We start from the raw sequence: 24470 nt of genomic DNA on the forward strand, positions 1-24470 counted from the left end.
GATGTTTTTTTGGGTTTCAATTAAAGTTCCATAGGAACGAGGCATTTTGTAGCAACGGATTTTAATCCGTTGGAAATAATTAGGGTCATTTTTTTAAGTTCCGTAGGAACGATGCATATTTGGATTGGAATTTGGAATTTCAAAAATTAGAATTTAACCTTTGGTATAACTTATATTTTGCACCTTTTACAATCTGCGATTTATAAATGCCAACAGAGCCAGAAGAAAAATAAGCAATTGTACAGCCAATCGCAATAAATAATCCCGGAGCAAGTCCGAATAATTCTATTCCCATAATAGTGCAGGCGATAGGAGTGTGGGTCGCACCCGAGAAAACAGCAACAAATCCGATTCCAGCCAAAAGTGCAATCGGCATCGGAATCACAATAGATAACGCGCTTCCCAACGTGGCTCCAACAAAGAACAGCGGAGTTACTTCTCCACCTTTAAAGCCGGCTCCTAAGGTAAATCCGGTGAAAAGAATTTTAAACAGAAAATCATACCATTGGCTGGGATTTGAAAAAGAATCGACAATTACGGGAACTCCTAATCCGGAGAATTCTGTAAAACCGAAAGCAGCGATTGCGATAGCCAGTACAACGCCCCCAATTACTGGCCGCAGTGGCGGATAATTAATATTTTTAGCAAAAACAGAACTCCAAAAATGAGTACTTCTTGAAAATAGCAAAGCGGCAAATCCGGATAAAATTCCAACAATTATCGTGAAAATAATGTTGTTTAAACTGATGTCCGGAACAATTGGGATATTGTAAAGAGTATGCTTTACTTGCCAAAATTCTACAGTAAAATAAGCAGCATAAGCAACTAGAAAAGAAAGGAAAATGCTTTTTAAATTAATCTTACTGAAATACAAAACCTCCAAAGCAAAGATCGCTCCAGCCAAAGGAGTACCAAAAACAGAAGCAAAACCCGCACTGATTCCGAGAATGATTAAAATTCGGCGTTCAGAATTGTTGAGTTTGAAGATTTTTGTGAATTGATCAGCAATTGCGCCTCCCATTTGCACTGCAGTTCCTTCACGTCCTGCTGATCCTCCAAATAAATGGGTAAGCAAGGTTCCTAGAAGCACTAAAGGGGCCATTTTTAACGGAATGACTTTCTTGGGTGTTTCGTATTCTTCAAGTAAAAGATTGTTTCCTTTTGCAACCGATTCTCCCCAGTAATAATAAGTTAATCCAACCAACAATCCGCCGAAAGGCAAAAGCCAGATAATCCAATCGTGCTGCATCCTAAATTGCGTAACCCATTCTAGAGAAACTAAAAAGAAAGCAGAGGCAGAACCTGAAAATATACCGATTAAAGCACAGATAAGAATCCATTTTGGTAGACAAAGCAGGAATTGTTTGGTGATTTGGAAAGTCATTAATGAATTCTAAAAGTTTGCCACGAATTTCACAAATTTTCACGAATTAAAAGAAAGAAATCATTTTAAATTCATTATATCGATAGTTATCAGGAATGCCAAAAGAAGCAATAATTAGCGGAAATTCGTGAAATTTGTGGCAGAAAAAAATATTATACTACAGCAGTAAATTCGATTTCTACCAAATATTCTGGTGCAACTAATTTACTGATTTCGTAGAATCCTGTTGTAGGTTTTACATCTTTAAAAAAGGCAGCATGCGCTTTGGCAACTTCTTCAAACGTAGAAATATCTGTTGTGAATATTCGGGTTCTGATGACGTCTTTTATCCCGACATTCAAATCTGATAAGACTTTTTCTACACGTTCAATAATATTGTAAGTTTGGGCATACGCATCATCTGCTTTTACTTTTTCTCCGTCAACAATGGCTACAGTTCCCGAAACTTCAATAATATTTCCGATACGTACAGCACGGCAGTATCCCATTTTGTCTTCCCACGGAGAACCAGTTAAGATATTTTCTCTTTTCATTTTTTAGTTTTTGTGAATTAGCCTCACAGACCAATTCCAGTTAATTAATTTAGCGGCAATTTAAGGATAATGCTTTTGAAAGAAATAGAAAAAAGCTTGAAATCAAATCGAAAATCAAGCTTTTTTGTGATATTATTCCCTTTGGTTCTCTTCGTAAAGGCGAAGCTTATTCTGAACTGTATTCAGATTTTGCTGTAATGCCTCAATTTTGCCCAGCAAATGAGCAATCGCGTCTAATCCTTCAAAATTTATGTTCAGATCGTAATGCATTCGGATCATTTTTTCTACTGTCGGGAGTTGTTCAGGCTCCAGATATTCTTCATTTTCATCTACAATAATCTGAATCAGACCGTAATTGTTGAGCTCAGTAATAAATGTGTTTTCAATTTCATGATATACACAAAACTGTTTTATTTGGATTAGATTTTTACTTTTCATGATTTCTTAGTTTTGCCAGTTCCTCAAATAATTCTTTTTCCTTGTCAGACAATCTTGTGGGAAGTTTTATGGTATAAGTAATGTATAGATCCCCAAACTGATTTTCTTTTTTATAAACTGGAAATCCTTTTCCTTTCAGTTTTACTTTTGTTCCGGGTTGTGTTTCGGCTGGCACTTTGATTTTTACTTTTCCGTCAAAAGTATTGATATGCGTTTCTCCGCCCAGAATAGCTGTGTATAAATCAATCGGAGCATCGGTATACAAATTATTTCCTTCACGTTTAAAGTCAGAATTATTAGAAATTATAAATGTGATGTACAAATCCCCATTTGGTCCGCCGTTTACACCAGGTCCTCCATGATTCGGAATTTTAATGATTTGTCCGTTTTCGACACCTGCTGGAATCGTAATTCGGATATTTTTGCCATTTACCGTCAAATTTTGTTTGTGTGTAGTGTAAGCGGCTTTTAAATCTAGTTCTAATTCGGCATTAAAATCCTGACCTCTGTATTTTGACTGTGATCGGCTTCTTCCTCCGCCATACATGGAATTGAAAAAATCCGAAAAATCGCTTCCAGAAAAATCACCTTCAAAACCAGAGAAATCCTGTCCGCTTTGCTGTCTAGAATATTGCTGTTGCTGATTTGGATTATATCCTGCTTTTTCGAATTCATCAGCATGTTTCCAGTCTTTTCCATATTTATCGTATTTTTTACGATTTTCAGGATTGCTTAAAACTTCGTTAGCTTCATTTATCTCTTTGAATTTTTTTTCGGCTTCTTTGTCATTCGGATTTAAATCGGGATGATATTTTCGAGCTAGTTTTCGATATGCCTTTTTGATTTCTGCTTCGGTAGCAGATTTAGTAACATCTAGTACTTTGTAATAATCGATATAATCCATTTTGATGAGATTTTATAAATGGTAAAATAAAGTCTTGAATTTAAGAATAAGTTGCTAATTATCAAAATTCGTACTTGTATTTAACAGCAAAAAAATAAGAGATTTTAAACGGCAGTATTGGTATTTGGAATTTTTAATTTGAAATTCATTTTTCGCAGAAAAACTATATTTTGGCAGGTTTTTTGATTCCAAAAATTAGCATAATTTAATGTTATAAAACTCCTAAAGTTGCGACGCCTAACGAAATTATAGTATTTTTGTGATGCTGAGACTTTTTGATCTTATAAAATTAATTTATAAAAGCAGACCCTATAATTCTTATTTAATGAAGCATATTTTATTTTTCATATTATTACTTACAGCAATTTCAGTTTCAGCACAGGAGGTTGGAGGGAAGTACAAACCGATTCCTGCCCCAAAATTTGGTGTAAAACCCAAGAAAACACCAATTCCAGAAACTAAAAATCCAGAGACTGAAAGTTTGGACATTCCGAGCATAAAAACACCCAATGTTTTTGAAAACAAAACCATAACAACTCCTTCTAAATTTCAGATTGGCGAAGAGAAAAGCAAATTCAGCATGTCTACAGAAAACGACTTTGCCAATCCAGGCGACCGTTACGTTGATAAAATGGAAAAGGATTTGAAAAGAGATTTAAAAGAAGCTGGATTATCGGAAGAAAGAGGACCGTTGACTAGAAAAAATATTGAATTTGGGGATATTTATACTAGTTCTGCATATTTTATTGTAAAATGTCGTGATGCCGGTGCAATTGATGGTGATTTAATTAAGGCCGTTTTTAATCAGAATGTTGTTGTGGAAAGAATGATTTTGAAGGCTGAATATCAAAGTTTTAAAATTACTTTTAATGAAGGCTTTAACACATTTGAGTTAGAAGCGCTTAATATTGGAACACTTGGTGGAAATACTGGTGGATTTGAAATTATAGATGCGGAGGGGAATCGTATTTTATCTGATTATTGGAACAATTTAGATACAGGATTTAAAGCGAAGTTTATTATAGTAAAACAACAAAAACCGCTTACAAAATCAAAAAAATAATTTTTAAACGACAAAGGTTCAAAGAAACACAGTTTTATGCTTTGCTACTTTGAACCTTTGTAACTTTGTCACTCAAAAAGAAGATTAAAACGGATCAGCAGTAACTCTAAACTTCATATTTGCTTTTACCGTAACATCTTTGGTCAGCGTTTCTTTTAAAGTAACCTGTGTTCTTATTTTATAGCTATCGGCTTTAATGTATTCGTCCAGTTTTTTATCTGTGCATACCAAATCAATTTCATTTGAAGAAGAGTTGATATTTTCCTGATACGCTAATTCTATTTCGTTTGAATCTGTAGTCGAAATATAAATATGTATCGTCTTCAAGAATGTAAATGTTTTGTCTGAAGGATCAGAGATAGACAATTTTAAGGATCTGATCTTTACATCTTTTACAAGACTAGCCTTTGTTTTGTTGTTTTCAAATTCTGAAGACGAATTGGTCGTAACTTCTGGAGTAATAATTTCTGAAGGAAGATTAATCGGCGAAGTACTTTTTATTTTTATCGAAGCATTGTTTGAGATGGTAAAACTCAGCAAATCATCGACAGTATCGCAAGAGGTAAAAGCAAAAGACAATAAAAGTGTAAGCGCAATAAATTTTGATTTCATAGTTTAATTTGATTGGGTTTTTCTTAGATACGAAATAATTTGGTTTTTGGATTTTTTTTAAAGTTTCTAAGGAGCTAAGCTACTAAGCTGCTAAGTTATCCGTTTTTACAGTAAAAAAGCTCAGAATCTTAGCAACTTAGTACCTTAGGACCTTCAGTGAAAAAAAATATTTTTTTTTCACTGCTGCGATTTTTCAATTTCGAATATAAAAAGTATTTTTGCGCATGCAACACAACGTACTTATTTTAGATTTCGGGTCGCAATATACTCAGCTTATTGCGCGTAGAGTTCGCGAATTAAATATATTCTGCGAAATTTTTCCTTACAATCACATTCCAAGTGATTTATCAAGTTATAAAGCCGTAATTTTAGGAGGAAGCCCTTTCTCTGTAAGAGGAGAAGATGCGCCACATACTGATTTATCGCAAATTAGAGGTAAAATGCCTTTGCTTGCCGTTTGTTACGGAGCGCAATATTTAGCGCACTTTAGCGGTGGAGAGGTTGCTGCTTCAAACACAAGAGAATACGGAAGAGCAAACTTGTCTTATATTAAAGAAGGTGAAACTTTTTTTGACGGAGTTTCAGAAAACAGCCAAGTTTGGATGAGCCATAGCGATAGCATCAAAGCACTTCCGACAAATGCGGTAAAATTAGCAAGCACGCATGATGTAGAATACGCAGCTTACAAAATTGAAGGCGAAACTACTTATGCAATTCAGTACCATCCAGAAGTTTACCATTCTACTGACGGAAAAAAAATGCTGGAAAATTTCTTAGTGAAAATTGCCGAAGTTCCTCAAAACTTTACTCCAAATGCTTTTGTTGACGAAATGGTAGCAGAATTAAAAGAAAAACTAGGAAACGATAAAGTTGTCCTTGGTTTATCTGGAGGAGTAGATTCTACTGTAGCGGCAGTTTTATTAAACAAAGCAATCGGACAAAATCTATATTGCATCTTTGTTAACAACGGACTTTTACGTAAAAACGAATTCGAAAATGTATTGAACCAATACAAAGGAATGGGATTAAACGTAAAAGGTGTAGATGCCGGCGATCGTTTCCTTGGCGAATTAGCTGGAATCAGTGATCCTGAGACAAAACGTAAAACAATTGGTCGCGTATTTATCGAGGTTTTTGATGATGAATCACATTTATTAGAAGACGTAAAATGGTTGGCTCAAGGAACTATTTACCCAGATGTTATCGAATCTGTATCGGTAAAAGGACCATCTGCAACTATTAAATCGCATCACAACGTTGGCGGATTGCCAGATTATATGAAATTAAAAATTGTAGAACCACTTAGAATGCTGTTTAAAGACGAAGTTCGTAGAGTTGGTGCTACATTAGGAATAGATCCTGAACTATTAGGAAGACACCCTTTCCCTGGACCAGGATTATCAATCAGAATTTTAGGAGACATTACTCCAGAGAAAGTTAGAATTTTGCAAGATGTAGATTCTGTATTTATCGAAGGATTAAAATCTTGGGGACTATACGATAAAGTTTGGCAGGCAGGAGCAATTTTGCTTCCTGTAAACTCTGTGGGTGTTATGGGAGATGAGCGTACTTACGAAAAAGTGGTAGCGCTGAGAGCTGTAGAATCAACAGATGGTATGACAGCTGACTGGGTTCATTTACCGTACGATTTCTTGATGAAAGTATCAAACGACATCATTAATAAAGTAAAAGGAGTCAATCGTGTGGTTTACGATATTAGTTCAAAACCACCAGCAACAATTGAGTGGGAATAATCTAGATTATTATAGTAAAAATGTCCGTATTTTACGGGCATTTTTTTTGTTTACATATATCGTACAGTGGGGTAATTTCTTGGAATTAGAGTATTGAATGTTCTAAGTTGTAACAAACATCTAAGTAATAATAGTACTTTTTTTAAAATTAAGTTACATTTGTAATGCCTTAATTTTTTTACAACCTACTATTTATGAGAGAGCTTTTGACGATTTCTCTTGTCTTTGTTTTGTCTTTTGGCAAAATAGTTGCGCAAGAATCAATTATCGAACACAAAATTCAAAAAGGAGAAACCGCTTATTTTATAGCTCAGAAATACAAGGTTTCTGTTGATGAGATTTACAAGCTTAATCCAGAATCTCAAAACGGCATCAAGGATAATCAGGTTTTAAGGATTCCGATGCATTTGGAAAAAACTCAGAATCAACTAATTCATATTGTTGAAGCCAAAGAAACATTGTTTGGTTTGTCTAAGCACTATCATGTTTCGGTTGAGGCGATTCAAAATGCAAATCAAGAAATTCTCGCTAGCGGACTTCAAATAGGCCAAGAATTAATTATTCCTCAAAATCCAGATTATGTTCAGCCAGAAAAAGCTGTTTCTTCAAAAGTAGCACATCAGGTATTGGCAAAAGAGTCGCTTTTCGGTATTGCGAGGCAATATAATGTGTCGGTTCAAGATTTAGAAAATCTTAATAAGGAATTATTGCAAAACGGATTGCAGATCGGACAAACGATTTTAATTCCGAATAAAAGAAAAACGCTCGATGGAAGAGTCCGAGTTATCAATCAGGAAACTATTTTTCATGTCGTAGAGTCAAAAGAAACCAAATATGCGATTGCAAAAAAATACGGAATTTCGATAGAACAACTTGAATCTCAAAATCCAGAAATCGTAAACGGATTAATTGTTGGAAATAAGCTAGCGATCAACACCAAACAAATCAAACCCGCAAACGAAAGCGAGGAATTAATGTTGGCTTTGGCTGAAAAGCAAGTCGTGGTTGAAAAAACAAAAGCCAAAACTGTCGAAATCGAGGATTTGAAAGACAGGCTGATTGTTCAGAAAGAAATGAATCAGAAGATTATTAAAATCAATGATTTGAAAGTGAATCTGAACGATATGAATGGTTCTAAGGAAAACTCGGTAGAGAAACTGCGTTTGGTTTTAGAAGCCAATAAAAATGTTCAGGATATTTTGATGGCAAAATTAGATTCGCTCGTGGCTTCCATGAATAATGATTTGAAAGAATTGAAGAAAATGGAAGTTTTAAATATCGAGGAATCAAAACGTTTGGAAAAGCAATCATTTGATGGCATTAATAAAACGAACGAATTATCCTCTCAATTAAAAAGAGAACTGGCTGAAAATCGGAAAGCCTATGCTGGTTTGATGAATAAGGTAGAGAAAATTGCGGTTGAAGAAAATCAGGAATACAAGAAGAAAATCCGCGAAAGCGAGAAAAAAAACAATGCAGAACCCTTGCAAAAGCGTTTGTCATTAGAAGAAATAAAACGTTATCGGACAGAGCAAGAAAAAGGCGATGCCCAAAATCAGCTTTTGATAGCCAAAATAGATTCGCTTGATATTCAGAAAAAAATCGAAGTGAAAAGACATATCAGCAAAGCTTCGTATTATAGTATGGAAGCTCGCAAATTTGATGATAAGCTAGCTTTAGTTAAATTGAAAAAATATCAAGACGAAGTCCTAAAAAAACAAATGAAAACAAATTCGGCAGAAAATGCCAAAATACTTTCTCTTGAAGAAATGAGGCAGGAGCTGAAAGACAATCCGTTACGTAAAGATAAAACAGTAAATGTTGAAGTTTATGATAATCTTAAAGAAGTTTCAAACGGCTATTACTTAGTTTTAGGTATATTTACAGACGCAGTTGAACGCGACAGGTTGATTATGAAACTTATTGATGCGGGCGATTTTCACGCTAGTTTTTTCTTTAATATCAATAGTCTTTCGTATTATGTTTACAGCGACAAGTTCGAAAACATGGAAGAAGTGCTTTACAAATGCAAGAAAAAAGAAGAAGATGAGTTATATAAAGAAATCACTATCGCCAAGGTTGAAATTGACCTGAGGTAATTAAAAAAAAACAACAAACGGCGCGAATTTTGCTTTCAGGAAAATTTGTAATTAGTTTTTGAATTAGAAATTAAATTATTTTAAGCCATACTATGAAATATTATTTAACATTATTGTCTTTTGTCCTTTTTATTAATGCAACTGCTTTTTCTCAGGAAAAAGTGGTGAAATATAAAGTTTCGGCAGGAGAAACCATTAATCAGATTGCGCAGAAATTTAAGGTGACGCCTTATGATATTTACCAGCTGAATCCAGATGCCAGAACAGGTTTGGTTCCGAATTCGGTTTTGCTGATTCCGACCAAATCAGGAGAGGTTAAAAAAGAGGTTTCTGAAGCCAAAACTGCAACGGCTTCTGGTAAGGAAATTATTCACGAAGTACAGCCAAAAGAGACTTTCTACAGTATTGAGAAAAAATATGGAATTTCGGACGAAGCTCTAAAAGCGGCAAATCCGTTTTTAGAAAAAACAGGCGTTCAGATTGGTCAGAAACTCGTAATTCCAGCTAAAGGTTCTGCTCCTAAAACAGTGGCAAAACCGACAAAAGAAAAAGGTTATGAGAAATATGTATATCATGATGTACAGCCAAAAGAAACAAAGTATTCTATTGCAAAACAATACAATACGACAATCGAAGATTTAGAAAAACGCAATCCTGAAATTGTTGCTAGCCTTCCTGTCGGATATCGTTTGACAATTTCTGGAACTGCTCCAAAAACAGAAGCTACTTCGGCCATTTCAGTAAAACCTGCAGAAACCAAAAAAGGGACAGAAGGTTCTAAAAAAACGGTTTCGTACATGGAATATCAGGTAAAGCCAAAAGAAACATTGTATAGTTTGTCAAGAACTTTTCATTTGTCACAAGACGAACTGCAAGCGCTTAATCCTTCTTTATCTGAGGGTTTGAAGGAAGGAATGGTTTTAAAAGTTCCTGCGGGATATGTGGCTCCACAACCAATTGTAGCACAACAGCCTGTTGAGAAACCGGCAGAAAAAACTGAAACGCAACCAAGCGGAAATGGCGGTGGAATCAAAATTTTGGACAAAGTTAAATCTGAGGAAAACAACGCTGAGGTTGTAGCATTAACAAAGAAAAGAGGTATTACAGAACGCAAAAAAGTAGTTTTGTTGCTTCCTTTCAATCTGGCTAAAATTCAAAGTGACACGGCCGGAACAGCTTCAAGGCTTAAAACGGATAAATTCTTGAATATGACTCTTGATTTTTATTCAGGAGCTATGATGGCAATTGATTCGGCAAGAGCGCTTAAGCTTCCAATAGATGTTTCGATTTACGATTCGCAGGAAACCAAAACAACTTCGAATGTTTCGGGATTAATAAGTAAATTGCAGAATGCAGATGCTGTAATCGGACCGTTTTATCAAAGCAATGCAGAAGCGACTGCAAATACGCTTCGTATGTACAACGTTCCTGTGATTTCGCCTCTGTCAAAAGACATTGCAAACCCGATAGATAATTTGTATCAGACAATTCCGTCTATCGATGTGGTCAGAAATTCAGTTTTTGATTATATGAGAGCCAAAAACGGAAATATAGTGGCGGTTGTCGACAAGAAAAAAGAATCTGTAATCAATTATATCAAACAAAATCAAAAAGGAGTTGTTTTTGCTTCTCTAACCGAAACTGGAGCATTGGATGCGGCAAGTTTGAAAAGCCTTTTAATGCCAAACAGAATGAATTATGTCGTAATGGAAACGGCAAATACAGCAATGGTTAAGGCAACAATTAAGGCTTTGCTTGATTCTCAAAAAACATGTCAGGTGCAGTTGGTGATTTTAGAGCCAAACAGTACGCTTGATACAGATGAAATTAATTTTGAGAACCTGATAAAATTGAAATTAATGTTCCCTTCTGTGACACGTGAAAGCGATGAAGAGTCGGTTCTTGTTTTTGAAAAAGAATACCGTCTTAAAAATAAAGTAAATCCTAATACTTATGCAACAAGAGGATTTGATGTCACTTTTGATACGATGATGCGTTTGGTTCAAGGAAAAACATTTCCTGAAACGGCAGATCTTATGACAACGCAGCAGGTAGACAACAAATTTCAATATTACAGAAAAGAAGACGGCGGACACGCCAATAAAGGTGTTTACATCTTATATTACGATACTGATTTAACTTTAAAAGAAGCAAATTAATGACATCAAAAGTAACCTATTTAGGCGATTTAAGAACAAAATCAATCCACGTGCAATCGGGAAGCGAAATCATTTCTGATGCACCACTTGATAATAACGGAAAAGGAGAGGCTTTTTCTCCAACAGATACGGTTGCCAATGCGTTGGCAAGTTGTATGATGACGATAATGGGAATTAAAGCCCGCGATTTGGAAGTAGATTTTACTGGTTCTACAGCCGAAGTAACCAAAATCATGAATGCTGAACCAAGAAGAATTGGGGCAATCGAAATTGTTTTTGAAATGCAAGGTGTTGCCGATCAAAAGAACAAAACTATACTGGAACGCGCAGCGATGACGTGTCCGGTGTTTTTAAGTTTGAGTTCTGAGATAGAAAAGCGAATTACTTTTAACTGGAAATAATTTTTTTGAAATACATTTAAAAGGCGTCTAATTTTTTTAGACGCCTTTTTGTTTGTCATAAAAGTTTTTTCGCGAAAATATAGACTTTTTAAAAAATATTGATGTTTGTTTTTGAATTACAAAAAACTAACAAAGTTTTCATACCGAATTTAATGATTGACGAAAATTAATAGATAATTTTTGTATTGCAAAAAAAATGCAGACATTTGCATAAAATACGCATGCGCTTTTTTAAGTTCATATTCGAATCAATACAATACGTTCGTTATTGATAAAAGTTGTATATTTATATGTTGTTGATTGTTATTTGGTTGTGATGAAATATTCGTCATAATAATGATTCGCAAATATGAAAACGGCTCTTATTGGTCCAAATGCCTATAAGAGGTCTGAAAATTGCAAAAAAAATGCAAAACCAATAGAATTAAAAAAAATAAAATACTATATCATGTTAAAAAGTAAAATTGACAAAGCAACAGGATTCGAAAAACGATTCGAAAACATCAATACAGTTGTTTTTGAGAATTCAACAGATGCTTCAAAAGCAGTTGCGCAGGAAATAGCAAACCTGATCAAAGAAAAACAAAAAGAAGGCAAGCCTTGTATTTTAGGTTTGGCAACTGGTTCTTCTCCAAAAGGATTATATGCTGAATTAGTACGCCTGCACAAGGAAGAAGGTTTGAGTTTCAAAAATGTAATCAGTTTCAATTTGGATGAATATTATCCAATGGAACCGAATTCAATAAACAGTTATGTTCGTTTTATGAAAGAACTTTTGTTTGATCATGTCGATATTCTGCCTGAAAACGCTCACGTTCCAGACGGACTTTTGACTAAAGAGCAAATTGCTGATTATTGTGCAGATTACGAAGCTAAAATTGAAGCTTTGGGCGGAATTGATCTTCAGATTCTTGGAATTGGAGGTAACGGACATATCGGTTTTAACGAATCGGGTTCGCTTCAAAACTCAAAAACTCGTTTGGTGGCTTTAGATCATATTACAAGAGTTGCTGCCAGTAAAGATTTCTTCGGTTTAAATAATACGCCAAGAACAGCAATTACACTTGGTGTTAAAAAAATCATGGAAGCAAAAAGAGTAATCTTATTGGCTTGGGGAGAAGGAAAAGCAAATATTGTGAAAAAATCTGTGGAGGACGAAGTTACAAATCGAGTTCCTGCTTCGTTTTTGCAAGAACATGATGATGCGGTTTTTATTTTAGATAAAGAAGCTTCTTCAAAATTAACAAGAATCAACAAGCCTTGGTTGGTAGAAAAAATCATTTGGACAGATAAATTGACTCGTAAGGCAGTTTTAGGATTGGCATTGGATCTTAAAAAACCAATTTTGATGCTTACAGATGCAGATTATATCGAAAATGGTATGAGCGATTTGTTGGCAGATTCAGGTCCGGCTTATGATATCAATATTAAGATTTTCAATAAATTACAAAATACAATTACGGGTTGGCCAGGCGGAAAACCAAATGCAGACGATTCAAACCGTCCAGAAAGAGCAGAACCGGCTAAAAAACGCGTATTGATTTTCAGTCCACACCCAGACGATGATATTATTAGTATGGGAGGAACTTTTATGCGTCTTCAAGAGCAAGGTCATGAAGTGCATGTTGCTTACCAGACATCTGGAAATATCGCAGTTGCAGACGACGAGGCACTGCGTTTTGCAAGATTCGTAATTGATTATAACGAGAAATTCGGAATCAAAAGCGAAGAGGCTGATAACATTTACAAAAAGGCAGAAGCTTTCCTAGAAAACAAGAAGAACAGCGAAATTGATATTCCAGAAGTTCGTTACATTAAGGGTTTAATCAGAAAAGGAGAGGCGAGAGCAACAAGTTATTTTGTCGGACTTCCTGATTCTCAGATTCATTTTATGGAATTGCCTTTCTATGAAACCGGAACAATCGAGAAAAAACCAATCGGAGCAGAAGATATCCAGCTAACAGTTGATTTGATTGAGAAAATTAAACCACATCAGATTTATGCAGCTGGAGATTTAGCAGATCCACACGGAACGCATAAAGTTTGTCTAGATGCTATTTTTGAAGCCGTAAGAGTTTTAAAACCAAAAGAATTCATGAACGACTGCTGGCTTTGGTTGTACCGTGGAGCTTGGCAGGAATGGGGAATTGACGAAGTTGAAATGGCAGTTCCAATGAGTCCGGACCAAGTTCTGGCAAAACGTCACGGAATCTTCAAACACCAATCTCAAAAAGACGGAGTTGTTTTTCAGGGAACAGATGCAAGAGAGTTCTGGCAGAGAGCCGAAGACAGAAACCGCGAAACAGCTGACTTGTACCAACAATTAGGTTTGGCAACCTATGCAGCAATGGAAGCTTTTGTGAGATGGCATTATTAAAAGGCTCTAAGTTGCTAAGATTCTAAGATTCTGAGTTTTTTTATTCTTTTGATTTAATAATCTGTGTGAATCATTTTAATCTGTGGCAAATTAATAATAGCTTTGCAAAAGAAGCAAGAAAGAGAATTCTATATTCTTTGTTCTTGCTTCTTTTTTCTTTTAAAAATGGAACAAGACAAAAAACAACTCATAAAATTAGCGCACACCAAAATGCCTTTCGGGAAATACGAAGGAAAATATTTAATAGATCTTCCAGAGTATTATGTGGTTTGGTATCATAATAAAGGTTTTCCAAAAGGAGAATTAGGGCAGCAATTGCAATTGATTTATGAATTGAAATTAAATGGTTTGGAAGAATTGATTCGGAATATCAAGAAACAATATCCGAAACCTTAAATAATTAGATAATGGGAAAATTAGATAATTAGATAATGTTTAGAAAGATAATATTAAAATATTGCTTAAAAGTTAATTTAATTCATTGTTTTTTAATTATCACTTATCTATTTCTTAAATTTTCTAATTGAGACATTTTCTAATTTTCTAATTAGCAAATTGTCTAATTAAATTTGTACTTTTGCCAAGTTTTTTACACAACTACTTACAAACAACAACAGAATGAATCAAACAAAATATATTTTTGTTACAGGAGGTGTGACCTCTTCATTAGGAAAAGGGATTATCGCGGCGTCTTTGGCAAAATTGTTACAAGGAAGAGGATACCGCACAACTATTCAGAAATTTGATCCATACATTAACGTAGATCCGGGAACTTTGAATCCTTATGAGCACGGAGAATGTTATGTGACAGATGATGGAGCAGAGACAGACTTAGATTTAGGACACTACGAGCGTTTCTTGAACGTTCCTACTTCTCAGGCTAATAACGTTACTACAGGAAGAGTTTATCTTTCGGTTATTGAAAAAGAAAGAAGAGGGGAGTTTTTAGGAAAAACAGTTCAGGTTGTTCCTCATATTACAAACGAAATCAAAGACAGAATGCAGTTGCTGGGTAAATCTGGCGATTATGATATTGTTATTACTGAAATTGGTGGAACGGTTGGTGATATCGAATCTTTACCTTATATAGAATCTGTTCGTCAGTTGGTTTGGGAGTTAGGAGAAAATAACGGAATCGTGATTCATTTGACTTTAGTTCCTTATTTGGCTGCTGCTGGTGAGTTGAAAACAAAACCAACACAGCACTCTGTTAAAACTTTAATGGAGAGCGGTATTAAAGCAGATATTTTGGTTTGTAGAACAGAGCACGAATTGTCTCAGGAATTACGCCAGAAATTAGCGTTATTCTGTAATGTGAAAAAAGAAGCAGTTATTCAGTCAATTGATGCTTCTACAATATATGAAGTTCCGAATTTAATGCTTGAAGAAGGATTAGATGTTGTGGCTTTAAAGAAACTAGATTTGCCTAAAAAAGCATCTCCAGACCTTAAAAACTGGAATACTTTCTTAAAAAGATTAAAAAGTCCGAAGCAGACAGTAAATATTGGTTTGGTGGGTAAATATGTAGAAATGCAGGATTGCTACAAATCTATTTTAGAAGCGTTCATTCACGCAGGTGCTGCAAATGAAACAAAAGTAAACGTAATTTCAATTCACTCAGAGCATATTAATGCTGATAATGTGGAAGAGAAATTAGGTTCTTTAGACGGAGTTTTAGTGGCTCCAGGTTTTGGAGAAAGAGGTATTGAAGGAAAAATCGAAGCAGTTCGTTTTGTACGTGAAAACAACATTCCGTTTTTCGGAATTTGTCTAGGAATGCAGATGTCTGTTATCGAATATTCTAGAAATATTTTAGGTTATGCGGAGGCAAATTCAACAGAAATGAATGAGAAAACATCTCATCCGGTTGTAAGCTTAATGGAAGAGCAGAAAAACGTAACCGATAAAGGAGGAACTATGCGTTTAGGTGCTTGGAAATGTGATATTAAGCCTGATACTTTGGCATACAAGATTTACGGAGAAAAAACTATTTCTGAGCGTCACCGCCACCGTTACGAGTACAACAATAAATATGCAGATGAATTACAGAAAGCTGGTTTAAAAGCTTCTGGAGTTAACCCTGATACAGGATTGGTAGAAATTGTAGAATTAGACAATCACCCGTTCTTTATTGGAGTACAGTATCATCCTGAATACAAAAGTACGGTTGCCAATCCGCACCCGATATTTGTAAACTTTGTAGCTGCTGCTGTAAATACACACAAAAAATAATAATAATATTCTAAGAGGTTGTAACTTTTAAGCTAAAGACCTACTAATAACTTCTAACGAATAACTTTTTTAAATTAATAATGGAAGAAAAAAAATTAGACCTTAATTCAATCATTGGTTTTGTATTGATATTCGGAATTTTGCTTTGGATCATGTATCAAAATCAACCTTCTGAAAAAGAAATTGCTGCTGAAAAAGCCAAGAAAGAATTAGTAGCTAAACAAGAAGCACAAGCTAAAGCAGATAAAGCCAAAACAGCATCGTTGCCAGTTGCTGCAACACCTGGAGATACACTTCAGCTAGCACAATTGCAAAAAACTTTAGGCGGATTTGCTTATTCTGCAACACTTCCTTCTGCAAAAGAAGCTTTTACTACAATCGAAAATGAGAAATTAAGATTGAAAATCGCTAATAAAGGTGGTTATATTGTTGAAGCAACTTTAAAAGAATTCGAAAGATTAAGAAAAGGTTCAGGTCAATTAGTTGAATTAATCAAAAACAATAATTCAAACTTAAATCTACAGCTTCTTACAACAGACAACAGAACATTAAATTCTAAAGATTTGTATTTTGAGCCAACTTTAGAAAAAATTGGTGCAGATCAGGTTTTGTCTATGCGTCTGAAAGCGGGTGCCAACGAATTTTTAGAGTATAAATACATCCTTAAGCCAAACGATTACTTAGTTGGTTTTGACATTCGTTCTCAAGGGTTGAATAAGGTTCTGAATGGTGCTAAACCAATTGATTTGCAGTGGGATTTGAAAACTTACAGAAACGAAAAAAGTGTTTCGTATGAAAATCGATACGCCGAAATCTATTATGAGCATGAAGATGGTAAAATCAATTATGCAGGTTTAGGTAAACATGAAGAAGAAAGCGTTGACAAAGTGAGCTTTTTAGCTTATAAACAGCACTTTTTTACTTCTATTTTGCGAACAGAAAAGCCATTTGAAAATGCAAAAATAGAGTCGGTTAATCTAGTTAACGACGAAAAAATCGATACTGTTTTTACTAAGCAATTTAAAGCGAATGTTCCTTTAGCATTTAGTAATGGCGAAATTGATTATAAAATGCAATGGTACTTTGGTCCTGCAGATTATAAAGTCTTAAAAACATACGATAAAAATTTCCAAAAAATCATTCCATTAGGATGGGGAATTTTTGGATGGATCAACAAGCTGATTTTCGTTCCGTTATTTGCATTTTTAAGTTCTACAATCGGACTTTCATTAGGAATCGCAATCATCATCTTTACAATTATCATCAAATTGGCTATGTCGCCGATTACCTATAAATCGTTCCTGTCTCAGGCTAAAATGAAAGTTTTAAGACCTGATATTGCAGAGTTGGGAGAGAAATACAAAAAAGACCCAATGAAGAAACAACAGGAGACAATGAAATTGTACAATAAAGCGGGAGTAAACCCGATGGCAGGATGTATCCCGGCATTGATTCAACTTCCGTTTATGTATGCATCGTTCCAGTTTTTCCCTGCGGCTTTTGAGTTAAGACAAAAAGGATTCCTTTGGGCAGACGATTTATCATCTTTTGACTCTGTAGTGAAGTTGCCGTTCAGTATTCCTGTTTATGGAGACCATATCAGTTTGTTTCCGATTTTGGCGGCAATTGCGATTTTCTTCTACATGAAAATGACATCTGGAGATCAGCAAATGGCAGCGCCACAACAGGAAGGTATGCCGGATATGGCAAAAATGATGAAAATCATGATTTATGTTTCACCATTAATGATGTTGCTTTTCTTTAATAATTATGGTGCTGGATTAAGTTTGTATAACTTTATTTCGAACTTAATTACAATCGGAATTATGTTTGTAATCAAAAATTACATTGTTGACAGCGAGAAAATTCACGCTCAGATTCAAGAAAACAAACAAAGAGAGCCTAAAAAGCCAAGTAAATTCCAACAACGTCTTCAGGAAGTTATGGAGCAGCAGGAAGCGGCTAAAAAAGCTCAGAACAGAAAAAAATAATCTTCATAAAAAAATCTCGATTTATCGGGATTTTTTTATACCATTATAATTTACGATTCAGATTTTCGTTAAGCTTAAAAACATAATTTTATGATATCTAAAAAAATCATACTGGGATTGATCTTTATTCAAACGTTATTTTTGAATGCTCAGACTGCTTTGAACAAAGTCGATGCTGAAGGGAAAAAGGACGGACTTTGGAAAGGAACTTATGCCGAATCTAAACGTCCGCGCTACGAAGGAACTTTCAGCCACGGAAAAGAAACAGGTATTTTTAAATTTTTTGACGATACCAAAAAAGGAGATGTAATTGCTACACGTGATTTTAGTGCAAATGACGGAAGTTCGTACACTATTTTTTACGATCAGAATAAAAACATAGTGAGCGAAGGCAAAGAAATCGGAAAAGCAAGAGAAGGAGAATGGAAATATTACCATAAAGCTTCGAAAGTTTTGATGAGCGTTGAAAATTATAAGAACGGAGTTTTGCACGGAGCGAAAATTATTTATTATCCGAATGCAAAAGTTGCCGAAGAAATGAATTTTGTAAAAGGCATGAAAGAGGGGCCGTATAAAAAAATAGGACAAGACGGAACATTACTTGAGCAAGCGGTGTATAAGAACAATGAATACGACGGCGATGCGGTCTTTTATGATTCTGACGGAACAATCGCTTCTAAAGGAAAGTTTGTTAAGGGAAAAAAAGCCGGAATCTGGCAGTTTTACCAAAAAGGCAAATTGACAAAAGAGGTCAATATGAGTGATCCTAAAAATACCAATAAAGCTTCTGAGAAAGGACCTGCACCTAAAAAATAATGTTAGGCCAAACTTTATTATGACTATGCACTACTCTTGCTTAATTTTGAAAATAGCACGCGGATGATACAGATTCGCTAACGCGAAGACACGGATCAAAACGGATTTTGTATTAATCTGTATAAAATTTAGAGATAAAATCCGTTTGAATCTGCGTTTTTACGAAGTAAATATGTTTTATCCGTGTCATTAATACGTTTTAGTAATTATTAGTTCATCTAGCGTGTAGTCATAAAAAAATAAAAATAGGAAAAGGAATATTTTTTTACATTTGAGTAGCCAATTTATTCTGACCAATGGATATAAACGAACTTTTAGGACGATTTTTGCTTTTGTTTTTTTCAATTCTGGTTTTGTATTTTTTCTCCAACAGAAAAGATAACGAAACTATAAATCCATTGATGGTTATTGTTGGCCTTTGTACTTTTTCGCTCTGTTATTTGTTTACGAAAATCGAAATAGGAGTAGGAATAGGGTTTGGGTTGTTTGCTATTTTTTCGATACTTCGTTTTCGAACGCAATCTTTTACCGTAAATGCCATAATTTTTCTTTTTGCGACAATAACATTATCTATTTTAGATATTATGTATCCGTTTGAAAAGATTGAGCTGTTGCTTTTCTTTCAAACCATAATAATCGGTTTTTATATCATTGCCTCGATTATTGTCAATAAAAAAGCCTCAAAATACCTGAATTCTGTTGATGTAAAAATTCCGCTAGACGATAACTTTGCCTTAAATTCTGTATACATTCGTAAATCAATTCAAGAAAAAATTAAGATAGAAGAATTTGATTTTAGAATTGTGCTAATCAATACGGCAACTAACGAAATAGATTTATTGGTTTTCTATTAATCGTTAAACGGACGAACCTGTTTGATATATAAATCTCTTTTTTCGCTTACAATTTTAAACTCAATATCTACTGGTTGATTTTGATTTTTTCGCCAGTAACGATGCATTTTTTCTTCAATTTTTTTGCTGACATTAAATAAGTTACTCATTTCTTTTCTGCTCAATAAAGGCTCGTTGTCGTTTAAATTGGAGTTAGAAGTATAATCAATTTCAAAATCCTGGTCGTCTTTTCTGTCCTCAAAATGATAGGCCACAAATTGCTCGCAGATTTCACCTTTTTCTGGTTTTACAACAGAGTTTTCTCCTTTTTGAATATTTACAGTTATTCCGGGGAAGTTTGCTCTAAAAATATTTTTGGTAATAACAACGCCATTAGCCAATTCATCAGGAAAAGAGCGATGAACCAAAACGCCCATGGCAATATGTTGCTGATCGATGCCAAAAAGTTCTCTTTCGTTGTACGAAGCTTCATTCCACACACTAGCCCAAACTTGTTTGATTGCTTTTTCAAAAGTTTTAATAGAATCTCCTACAATCCCAGTCTTAGAATCGTATAATCCTGCACCGTTAAAATCGTTTAAATCTTCGGCATTGGTCGAAGAACGAAACCTGAAGTTCTTGAATTTAGCATCTTTAAAAGCAAGATTTAATTTGGAAATCAATTCAGGATTGATAGGTTCTTTTTTAATGGCCTCTCTAATCTTTTTCAGTTGGCTATTGATCCAAGCTGTAGAATCTTTTTTTGGAAAAGCTAAAAGTTCGGCAATTAATGGAGAAATTGATGTTTTCTGAATATGCTGTGTGTAAAAGAAAAACGGAATGGCATGTGCATTTTCTGGAACTTTAAACGGAATTTCTTTTGCGACCGCAATCAAGTATGCCATATTCTGTGCTTTAGAACCAATGTAGTTTACGCCATTTTTAGGAATTTGAGATAAATTAATCAATTCCGTTACACTATTATCTATTAGTAGTTTTTTCTTCTTGCCAGCCGATTTTATGCTAATTTTTTTTGTTGTTTCTTTGATGTAGAAAGTATCAACTGCAATTTTTAATTCTACTTTTTTAGAAAGAAGCTGTTTGATGTTTTTATCTTTTTCGACATCGGTATAAGCCATAATCGGAATTTTTCTATTCTTGCCAAGAAGCACCAAATGGCTTAAGGGAGTCTGCAGTTCATTTACGATAATTCCTCTTACGTTGGGCAGAATATCTGGAGTTCCGTCCAAAACAACAATTTCATCAGGATTTGGTTTTGTTGTTTCTAAGTCTTTGATTTTGTATTTCTTCAAAATTCCGACATTCGTTCCCGAAACGACTTCCTGATATTTCAATTCATCAAAAATATAATCAGATTTTACGCAGGGAATTTTAAATTTATCCTGTTGAAACCATTCCATCTTTTCGGGATTGTTCAGATAGAATTTAAGATCTTTCCCAATAAATGTTGATTGGATTACCAAATTATAAAAACGCTCAATGAGTTCAATCGGCATATGATCGGAAGCGGCGAGTTCAAAAATCCATTTATCTGTTCCCTTAATATGGTTCAAATTCCCGAGTAAAAAATCACGGTTTTTAGAGGTGTTGCTGTAGTTTTTGTTGTTAAAAGCTTCTAAATCATCGGGGTAATTTAGGTAATTAACTGCAAAATCAAAGTGAAGCGCAAAGAGTTTGCTGTTGAAATAGTACATTTTTCGGGTTCTCAAATCATAAACCAATTTTACAGATTCAATATTCGAAAATTTATCCGACAAAGGTTTTCCTCTAAAGGCTTTATAGGCTTGGTAACTGTCTAATGAGGCCGAAAAACGCTGCGCATTTAAAGCACTTAATGCAAACAAAAACAATAGTATCGAAATGTACTTTTTCATATCTGATTTGTGATGATTAAATGTACTCAAAAAAGAAATAAGTTTTATTTACTGAGGCATTACTTAAACTAATCAAAACAGTAATGTGATTTTCTATAATTTGGTTTACCTTTGCACCCTTGTAAAAATTAATAATTTCAAAATGAAACGAGTAGTAGTTGGACTTTCTGGCGGAGTAGATTCTAGTGTTGCAGCTTATTTATTACAGCAGCAAGGTTACGAAGTGATAGGTCTTTTTATGAAAAACTGGCACGATGATTCGGTTACAATTTCTAATGAATGCCCATGGCTGGAAGACAGCAATGATGCTTTATTGGTAGCCGAAAAGCTTGGCATACCGTTTCAGACCGTTGATTTGAGCGAAGAATACAAAGAAAGAATCGTTGATTACATGTTCAACGAATATGAAAAAGGAAGAACTCCTAATCCTGATGTGCTTTGTAACCGCGAAATCAAATTTGATGTTTTTATGAAAATCGCATTGAGTCTGGGTGCAGATTACGTTGCAACAGGACATTATTGCCAGAAAAGCGAAATTGAAGTTGACGGAAAAACCGTTTATCAGTTGCTTGCAGGAAATGACGTCAACAAAGATCAATCATATTTTTTATGTCAATTGTCTCAGGAACAGCTTTCAAAAGCATTGTTTCCAATTGGCGCTTTGACCAAACCAGAAGTGCGTGAAATAGCGGCAGAAATGGAATTGGTAACTGCCGAGAAGAAAGATTCGCAAGGATTATGTTTTATCGGTAAAGTACGTTTGCCTGAATTTCTGCAGCAAAAATTGCAGCCCAAAGACGGCCAGATTGTTCAGATTGATAAAAACGATCCGATTTTTGATAGAGAATCCGACGGACTTTCATTAGAAGAGGAATTAAAAGCAGCAGCTCAAAAACTGAATTACGCTCCAACAATGGGAAAAGTAGTCGGTAAACATCAGGGAGCACATTATTTTACTGTTGGACAGCGAAAAGGGTTAAATGTAGGAGGTACAACAGATCCATTATTTGTAATAGCAACAGATGTGGAGACCAATACCATTTATACCGGCTTGAGCAGCAATCATCCTGGATTGTTTAAAAAAGCTTTGTTTGTAGAAAAATCTGAGGTGCACTGGATTCGTGAAGATTTGACATTGAAACCAGGAGAAAGGATGGAAGTAATGGCCAGAATTCGTTACCGCCAGCCTTTGCAGAAAGCGGTTTTACACCAGTTTGAAAACGGAATGTATGTTGAGTTTGAAGAACCTCAGTCGGCTATTACAGAAGGACAATTTGTTGCTTGGTATCTAAAAAATGAATTAGTTGGTTCGGGAGTAATTTCTTAGCTTTATACTTTATTTGGGACTAAATCCTTAAAAGGTATAAATTAATGAGATGTAACCTTACTTTTCTTTTATTACTTCTTTCGTTTGCAGTATTTTCACAAGAAGATGCGTGGGTTTATTTTAACGGAAAGCCTAATGCGCAAGCTTTTTACGACAATCCGCTAAGCGAGCTTACGCAAAAAGCTTTAGATCGCAGAACGAATCAAAATATAGCCTTAGATTTTACGGATGCCCCTCTGGAAACTTCGTATGTAAATCAGATTGCTTCAAGCACAGGAATTATCGTAAAAGCACAATCAAAATGGCTGAATGCACTTCATGTTCAAGGAACTCAGACCAATATTAATGCTTTAAAATCGTTAGCTTTTGTTTCTAGAATTGAGTTTGCCAATAAAACTTTAAATACTACGGGAAAGAGAGTTTTAGAAATGGCTACTAATCAGGCTCATGACAAGTTAAAAACAACGATTGATTATTCTTATGGAAATTCTGCAAATCAGATTCAGATGCTGAATGGTCAAGTGCTGCATCAGCAGAATTATACTGGAGACGGCAAAATTATTGCGGTTTTAGATGCTGGCTTTCCAGGCGTAAATACAGCGCAGCCATTTGAAAACCTGAGAAATAATAACCGAATTTTAGGAGGTTATGATTATACCACGAGAAACGCAAATTTCTATGCAGGAGATGATCACGGAACCTTAGTTCTTTCTACAATGGGCGGTTACAAAGAAAACGCATTAGTAGGAACGGCTCCAAATGCGTCCTATTATCTTTTTATCACAGAAATTGATGCTGAGGAGGTTCCGTTAGAAGAAACGCTTTGGGTTGAAGCCGCAGAAAAAGCAGATGCCTTAGGTGCTGATATTATTACTACCTCATTAGGATATTTTCTGCAAAGAGATAATCCAAATTATGATCATGCCTATAGCGATATGAACGGAATCACGACTTTTATTTCTCGCGGTGCCGAAATCGCTTTTAGTAAAGGAATATTGGTTTTGGCCTCAGCAGGAAATGAAGGAACGCAAGTCGAAAAACACATAGGCTCGCCTGCAGATGCTGTTTCGGTGTTGGCAATCGGTGCTGTTAATGCGTCTAAAGTAAGAGCCAGTTCAAGTTCAATCGGACCTAGCTACGACGGCAGAATAAAACCAGATGTTATGGCGCAAGGCGTAGCAGCAGTCGTTTCTGATGAAAATGGAACTATTGGCAGAGCAAACGGAACTTCGTTTTCATGTCCGATTATGGCAGGAATGGCGGCTTGTTTATGGCAAGCTTATCCAAATAAAACCAATAAAGAAATTAGACAGATGATTTTGTCTTCTTCTGACAAATACACTACGCCGAATAACAATTACGGATACGGAATCCCAAATTTCGGAACCGCATTGAACGTCGATTCTTTTATTGCAGAAACAGCATTTTCTGTGTATCCGAATCCGGTAAAAACCAATGTTTCTTTTTCTTTTCTAAATGAAAATAGTACAGCAATGGTTGCTATTTATTCTGTTTTAGGACAGAAGATGCTTGAGAAACAGATTACTGCAATAGAACCAGACATCTCTTTGCAATCTCTTCAAAGCGGACTCTATTTTTATACTTTTGATTCCGACAATCTGCACAAAAGCGGCAAAATAATCAAACAATAA

Annotated in this window: 19 protein-coding genes; 13 read left to right on the plus strand and 6 right to left on the minus strand. The window is 35.0% G+C overall.

What is annotated here, in order from left to right; genetic code table 11:
• Positions 1-139: 139 nt before the first annotated feature.
• The 4 genes from E0W73_RS00005 to E0W73_RS00020 all read right to left on the minus strand — a co-directional run bounded on the left by E0W73_RS00005 (position 140) and on the right by E0W73_RS00020 (position 3259).
• Entirely contained in the window at positions 140-1384 is a 1245-nt protein-coding gene (locus E0W73_RS00005; protein WP_135220035.1) for a voltage-gated chloride channel family protein, read from the minus strand.
• A gap of 152 nt (positions 1385-1536) precedes the next feature.
• A complete protein-coding gene (locus E0W73_RS00010; RefSeq protein ID WP_135220036.1) occupies positions 1537-1917 on the minus strand; it encodes a RidA family protein in 381 nt (126 codons plus the stop codon).
• Between the two features lie 132 nt (positions 1918-2049).
• The gene (locus E0W73_RS00015) at positions 2050-2355 is read right to left on the minus strand and encodes a chaperone modulator CbpM (RefSeq protein ID WP_135220037.1); all 306 of its coding nucleotides are present in this window, start codon (positions 2353-2355) and stop codon (positions 2050-2052) included.
• On the minus strand, positions 2345-3259 hold the full coding sequence (locus E0W73_RS00020) for a DnaJ C-terminal domain-containing protein (protein ID WP_135220038.1): 915 nt from the start codon (positions 3257-3259) through the stop codon (positions 2345-2347). The genes E0W73_RS00015 and E0W73_RS00020 overlap by 11 nt, the downstream gene beginning before the upstream one ends.
• Before the next feature lie 325 nt (positions 3260-3584).
• Here E0W73_RS00020 and E0W73_RS00025 point away from each other — a divergent pair, with 325 nt between their 5' ends.
• Positions 3585-4322 (plus strand): hypothetical protein, encoded by a 738-nt coding sequence (locus tag E0W73_RS00025; protein ID WP_135220039.1) that lies wholly within the window; start codon positions 3585-3587, stop codon positions 4320-4322.
• Positions 4323-4406: 84 nt separating this feature from the next.
• Here the strand turns inward: E0W73_RS00025 and E0W73_RS00030 are convergent, their stop codons facing one another.
• Positions 4407-4934 (minus strand): hypothetical protein, encoded by a 528-nt coding sequence (locus E0W73_RS00030; protein ID WP_135220040.1) that lies wholly within the window; start codon positions 4932-4934, stop codon positions 4407-4409.
• A gap of 224 nt (positions 4935-5158) precedes the next feature.
• Between E0W73_RS00030 and guaA the strand changes: the two genes are divergently transcribed.
• The 10 genes from guaA (at position 5159) to E0W73_RS00080 (ending at position 19617) form a co-directional block, all read left to right on the plus strand.
• Positions 5159-6688: a glutamine-hydrolyzing GMP synthase gene (guaA, locus tag E0W73_RS00035; protein WP_135220041.1), complete on the plus strand. Its 1530-nt coding sequence runs from the start codon at positions 5159-5161 to the stop codon at positions 6686-6688.
• 194 nt (positions 6689-6882) lie between these two features.
• Positions 6883-8787 carry a LysM peptidoglycan-binding domain-containing protein gene (locus tag E0W73_RS00040; protein WP_135220042.1) on the plus strand — a complete coding sequence of 635 codons (1905 nt, stop codon included), beginning with the start codon at positions 6883-6885 and terminating at the stop codon, positions 8785-8787.
• A gap of 92 nt (positions 8788-8879) precedes the next feature.
• Complete coding sequence (locus E0W73_RS00045) at positions 8880-10946, plus strand: PBP1 and LysM peptidoglycan-binding domain-containing protein (RefSeq protein ID WP_135220043.1); 2067 nt, start codon at positions 8880-8882, stop codon at positions 10944-10946.
• Positions 10946-11347: an OsmC family protein gene (locus tag E0W73_RS00050; RefSeq protein ID WP_135220044.1), complete on the plus strand. Its 402-nt coding sequence runs from the start codon at positions 10946-10948 to the stop codon at positions 11345-11347. The genes E0W73_RS00045 and E0W73_RS00050 overlap by 1 nt, the downstream gene beginning before the upstream one ends.
• A gap of 448 nt (positions 11348-11795) precedes the next feature.
• The gene (gene nagB / locus E0W73_RS00055; RefSeq protein WP_135220045.1) at positions 11796-13724 is read left to right on the plus strand and encodes a glucosamine-6-phosphate deaminase; all 1929 of its coding nucleotides are present in this window, start codon (positions 11796-11798) and stop codon (positions 13722-13724) included.
• A gap of 165 nt (positions 13725-13889) precedes the next feature.
• Positions 13890-14120 carry a DUF3820 family protein gene (locus E0W73_RS00060; RefSeq protein ID WP_135220046.1) on the plus strand — a complete coding sequence of 77 codons (231 nt, stop codon included), beginning with the start codon at positions 13890-13892 and terminating at the stop codon, positions 14118-14120.
• 222 nt (positions 14121-14342) lie between these two features.
• Positions 14343-15956 (plus strand): CTP synthase, encoded by a 1614-nt coding sequence (locus E0W73_RS00065; protein WP_135220047.1) that lies wholly within the window; start codon positions 14343-14345, stop codon positions 15954-15956.
• A gap of 80 nt (positions 15957-16036) precedes the next feature.
• Positions 16037-17947 carry a membrane protein insertase YidC gene (gene yidC / locus E0W73_RS00070; protein WP_135220048.1) on the plus strand — a complete coding sequence of 637 codons (1911 nt, stop codon included), beginning with the start codon at positions 16037-16039 and terminating at the stop codon, positions 17945-17947.
• A 90-nt stretch (positions 17948-18037) separates the two neighbouring features.
• A complete protein-coding gene (locus tag E0W73_RS00075) occupies positions 18038-18763 on the plus strand; it encodes a toxin-antitoxin system YwqK family antitoxin (protein WP_135220049.1) in 726 nt (241 codons plus the stop codon).
• A 296-nt stretch (positions 18764-19059) separates the two neighbouring features.
• Positions 19060-19617 carry a DUF4956 domain-containing protein gene (locus E0W73_RS00080; RefSeq protein ID WP_135220050.1) on the plus strand — a complete coding sequence of 186 codons (558 nt, stop codon included), beginning with the start codon at positions 19060-19062 and terminating at the stop codon, positions 19615-19617.
• Here E0W73_RS00080 and E0W73_RS00085 read toward each other — a convergent pair.
• On the minus strand, positions 19614-21491 hold the full coding sequence (locus E0W73_RS00085) for a PEP/pyruvate-binding domain-containing protein (RefSeq protein WP_135220051.1): 1878 nt from the start codon (positions 21489-21491) through the stop codon (positions 19614-19616). The genes E0W73_RS00080 and E0W73_RS00085 overlap by 4 nt on opposite strands.
• A gap of 142 nt (positions 21492-21633) precedes the next feature.
• Between E0W73_RS00085 and mnmA the strand changes: the two genes are divergently transcribed.
• Both mnmA and E0W73_RS00095 read left to right on the plus strand, forming a co-directional pair.
• On the plus strand, positions 21634-22818 hold the full coding sequence (gene mnmA, locus E0W73_RS00090; protein ID WP_135220052.1) for a tRNA 2-thiouridine(34) synthase MnmA: 1185 nt from the start codon (positions 21634-21636) through the stop codon (positions 22816-22818).
• 44 nt (positions 22819-22862) lie between these two features.
• Entirely contained in the window at positions 22863-24470 is a 1608-nt protein-coding gene (locus E0W73_RS00095) for a S8 family serine peptidase (protein WP_135220053.1), read from the plus strand.

Source organism: Flavobacterium foetidum, from assembly GCF_004634245.1.
Classification (GTDB): domain Bacteria; phylum Bacteroidota; class Bacteroidia; order Flavobacteriales; family Flavobacteriaceae; genus Flavobacterium; species Flavobacterium foetidum.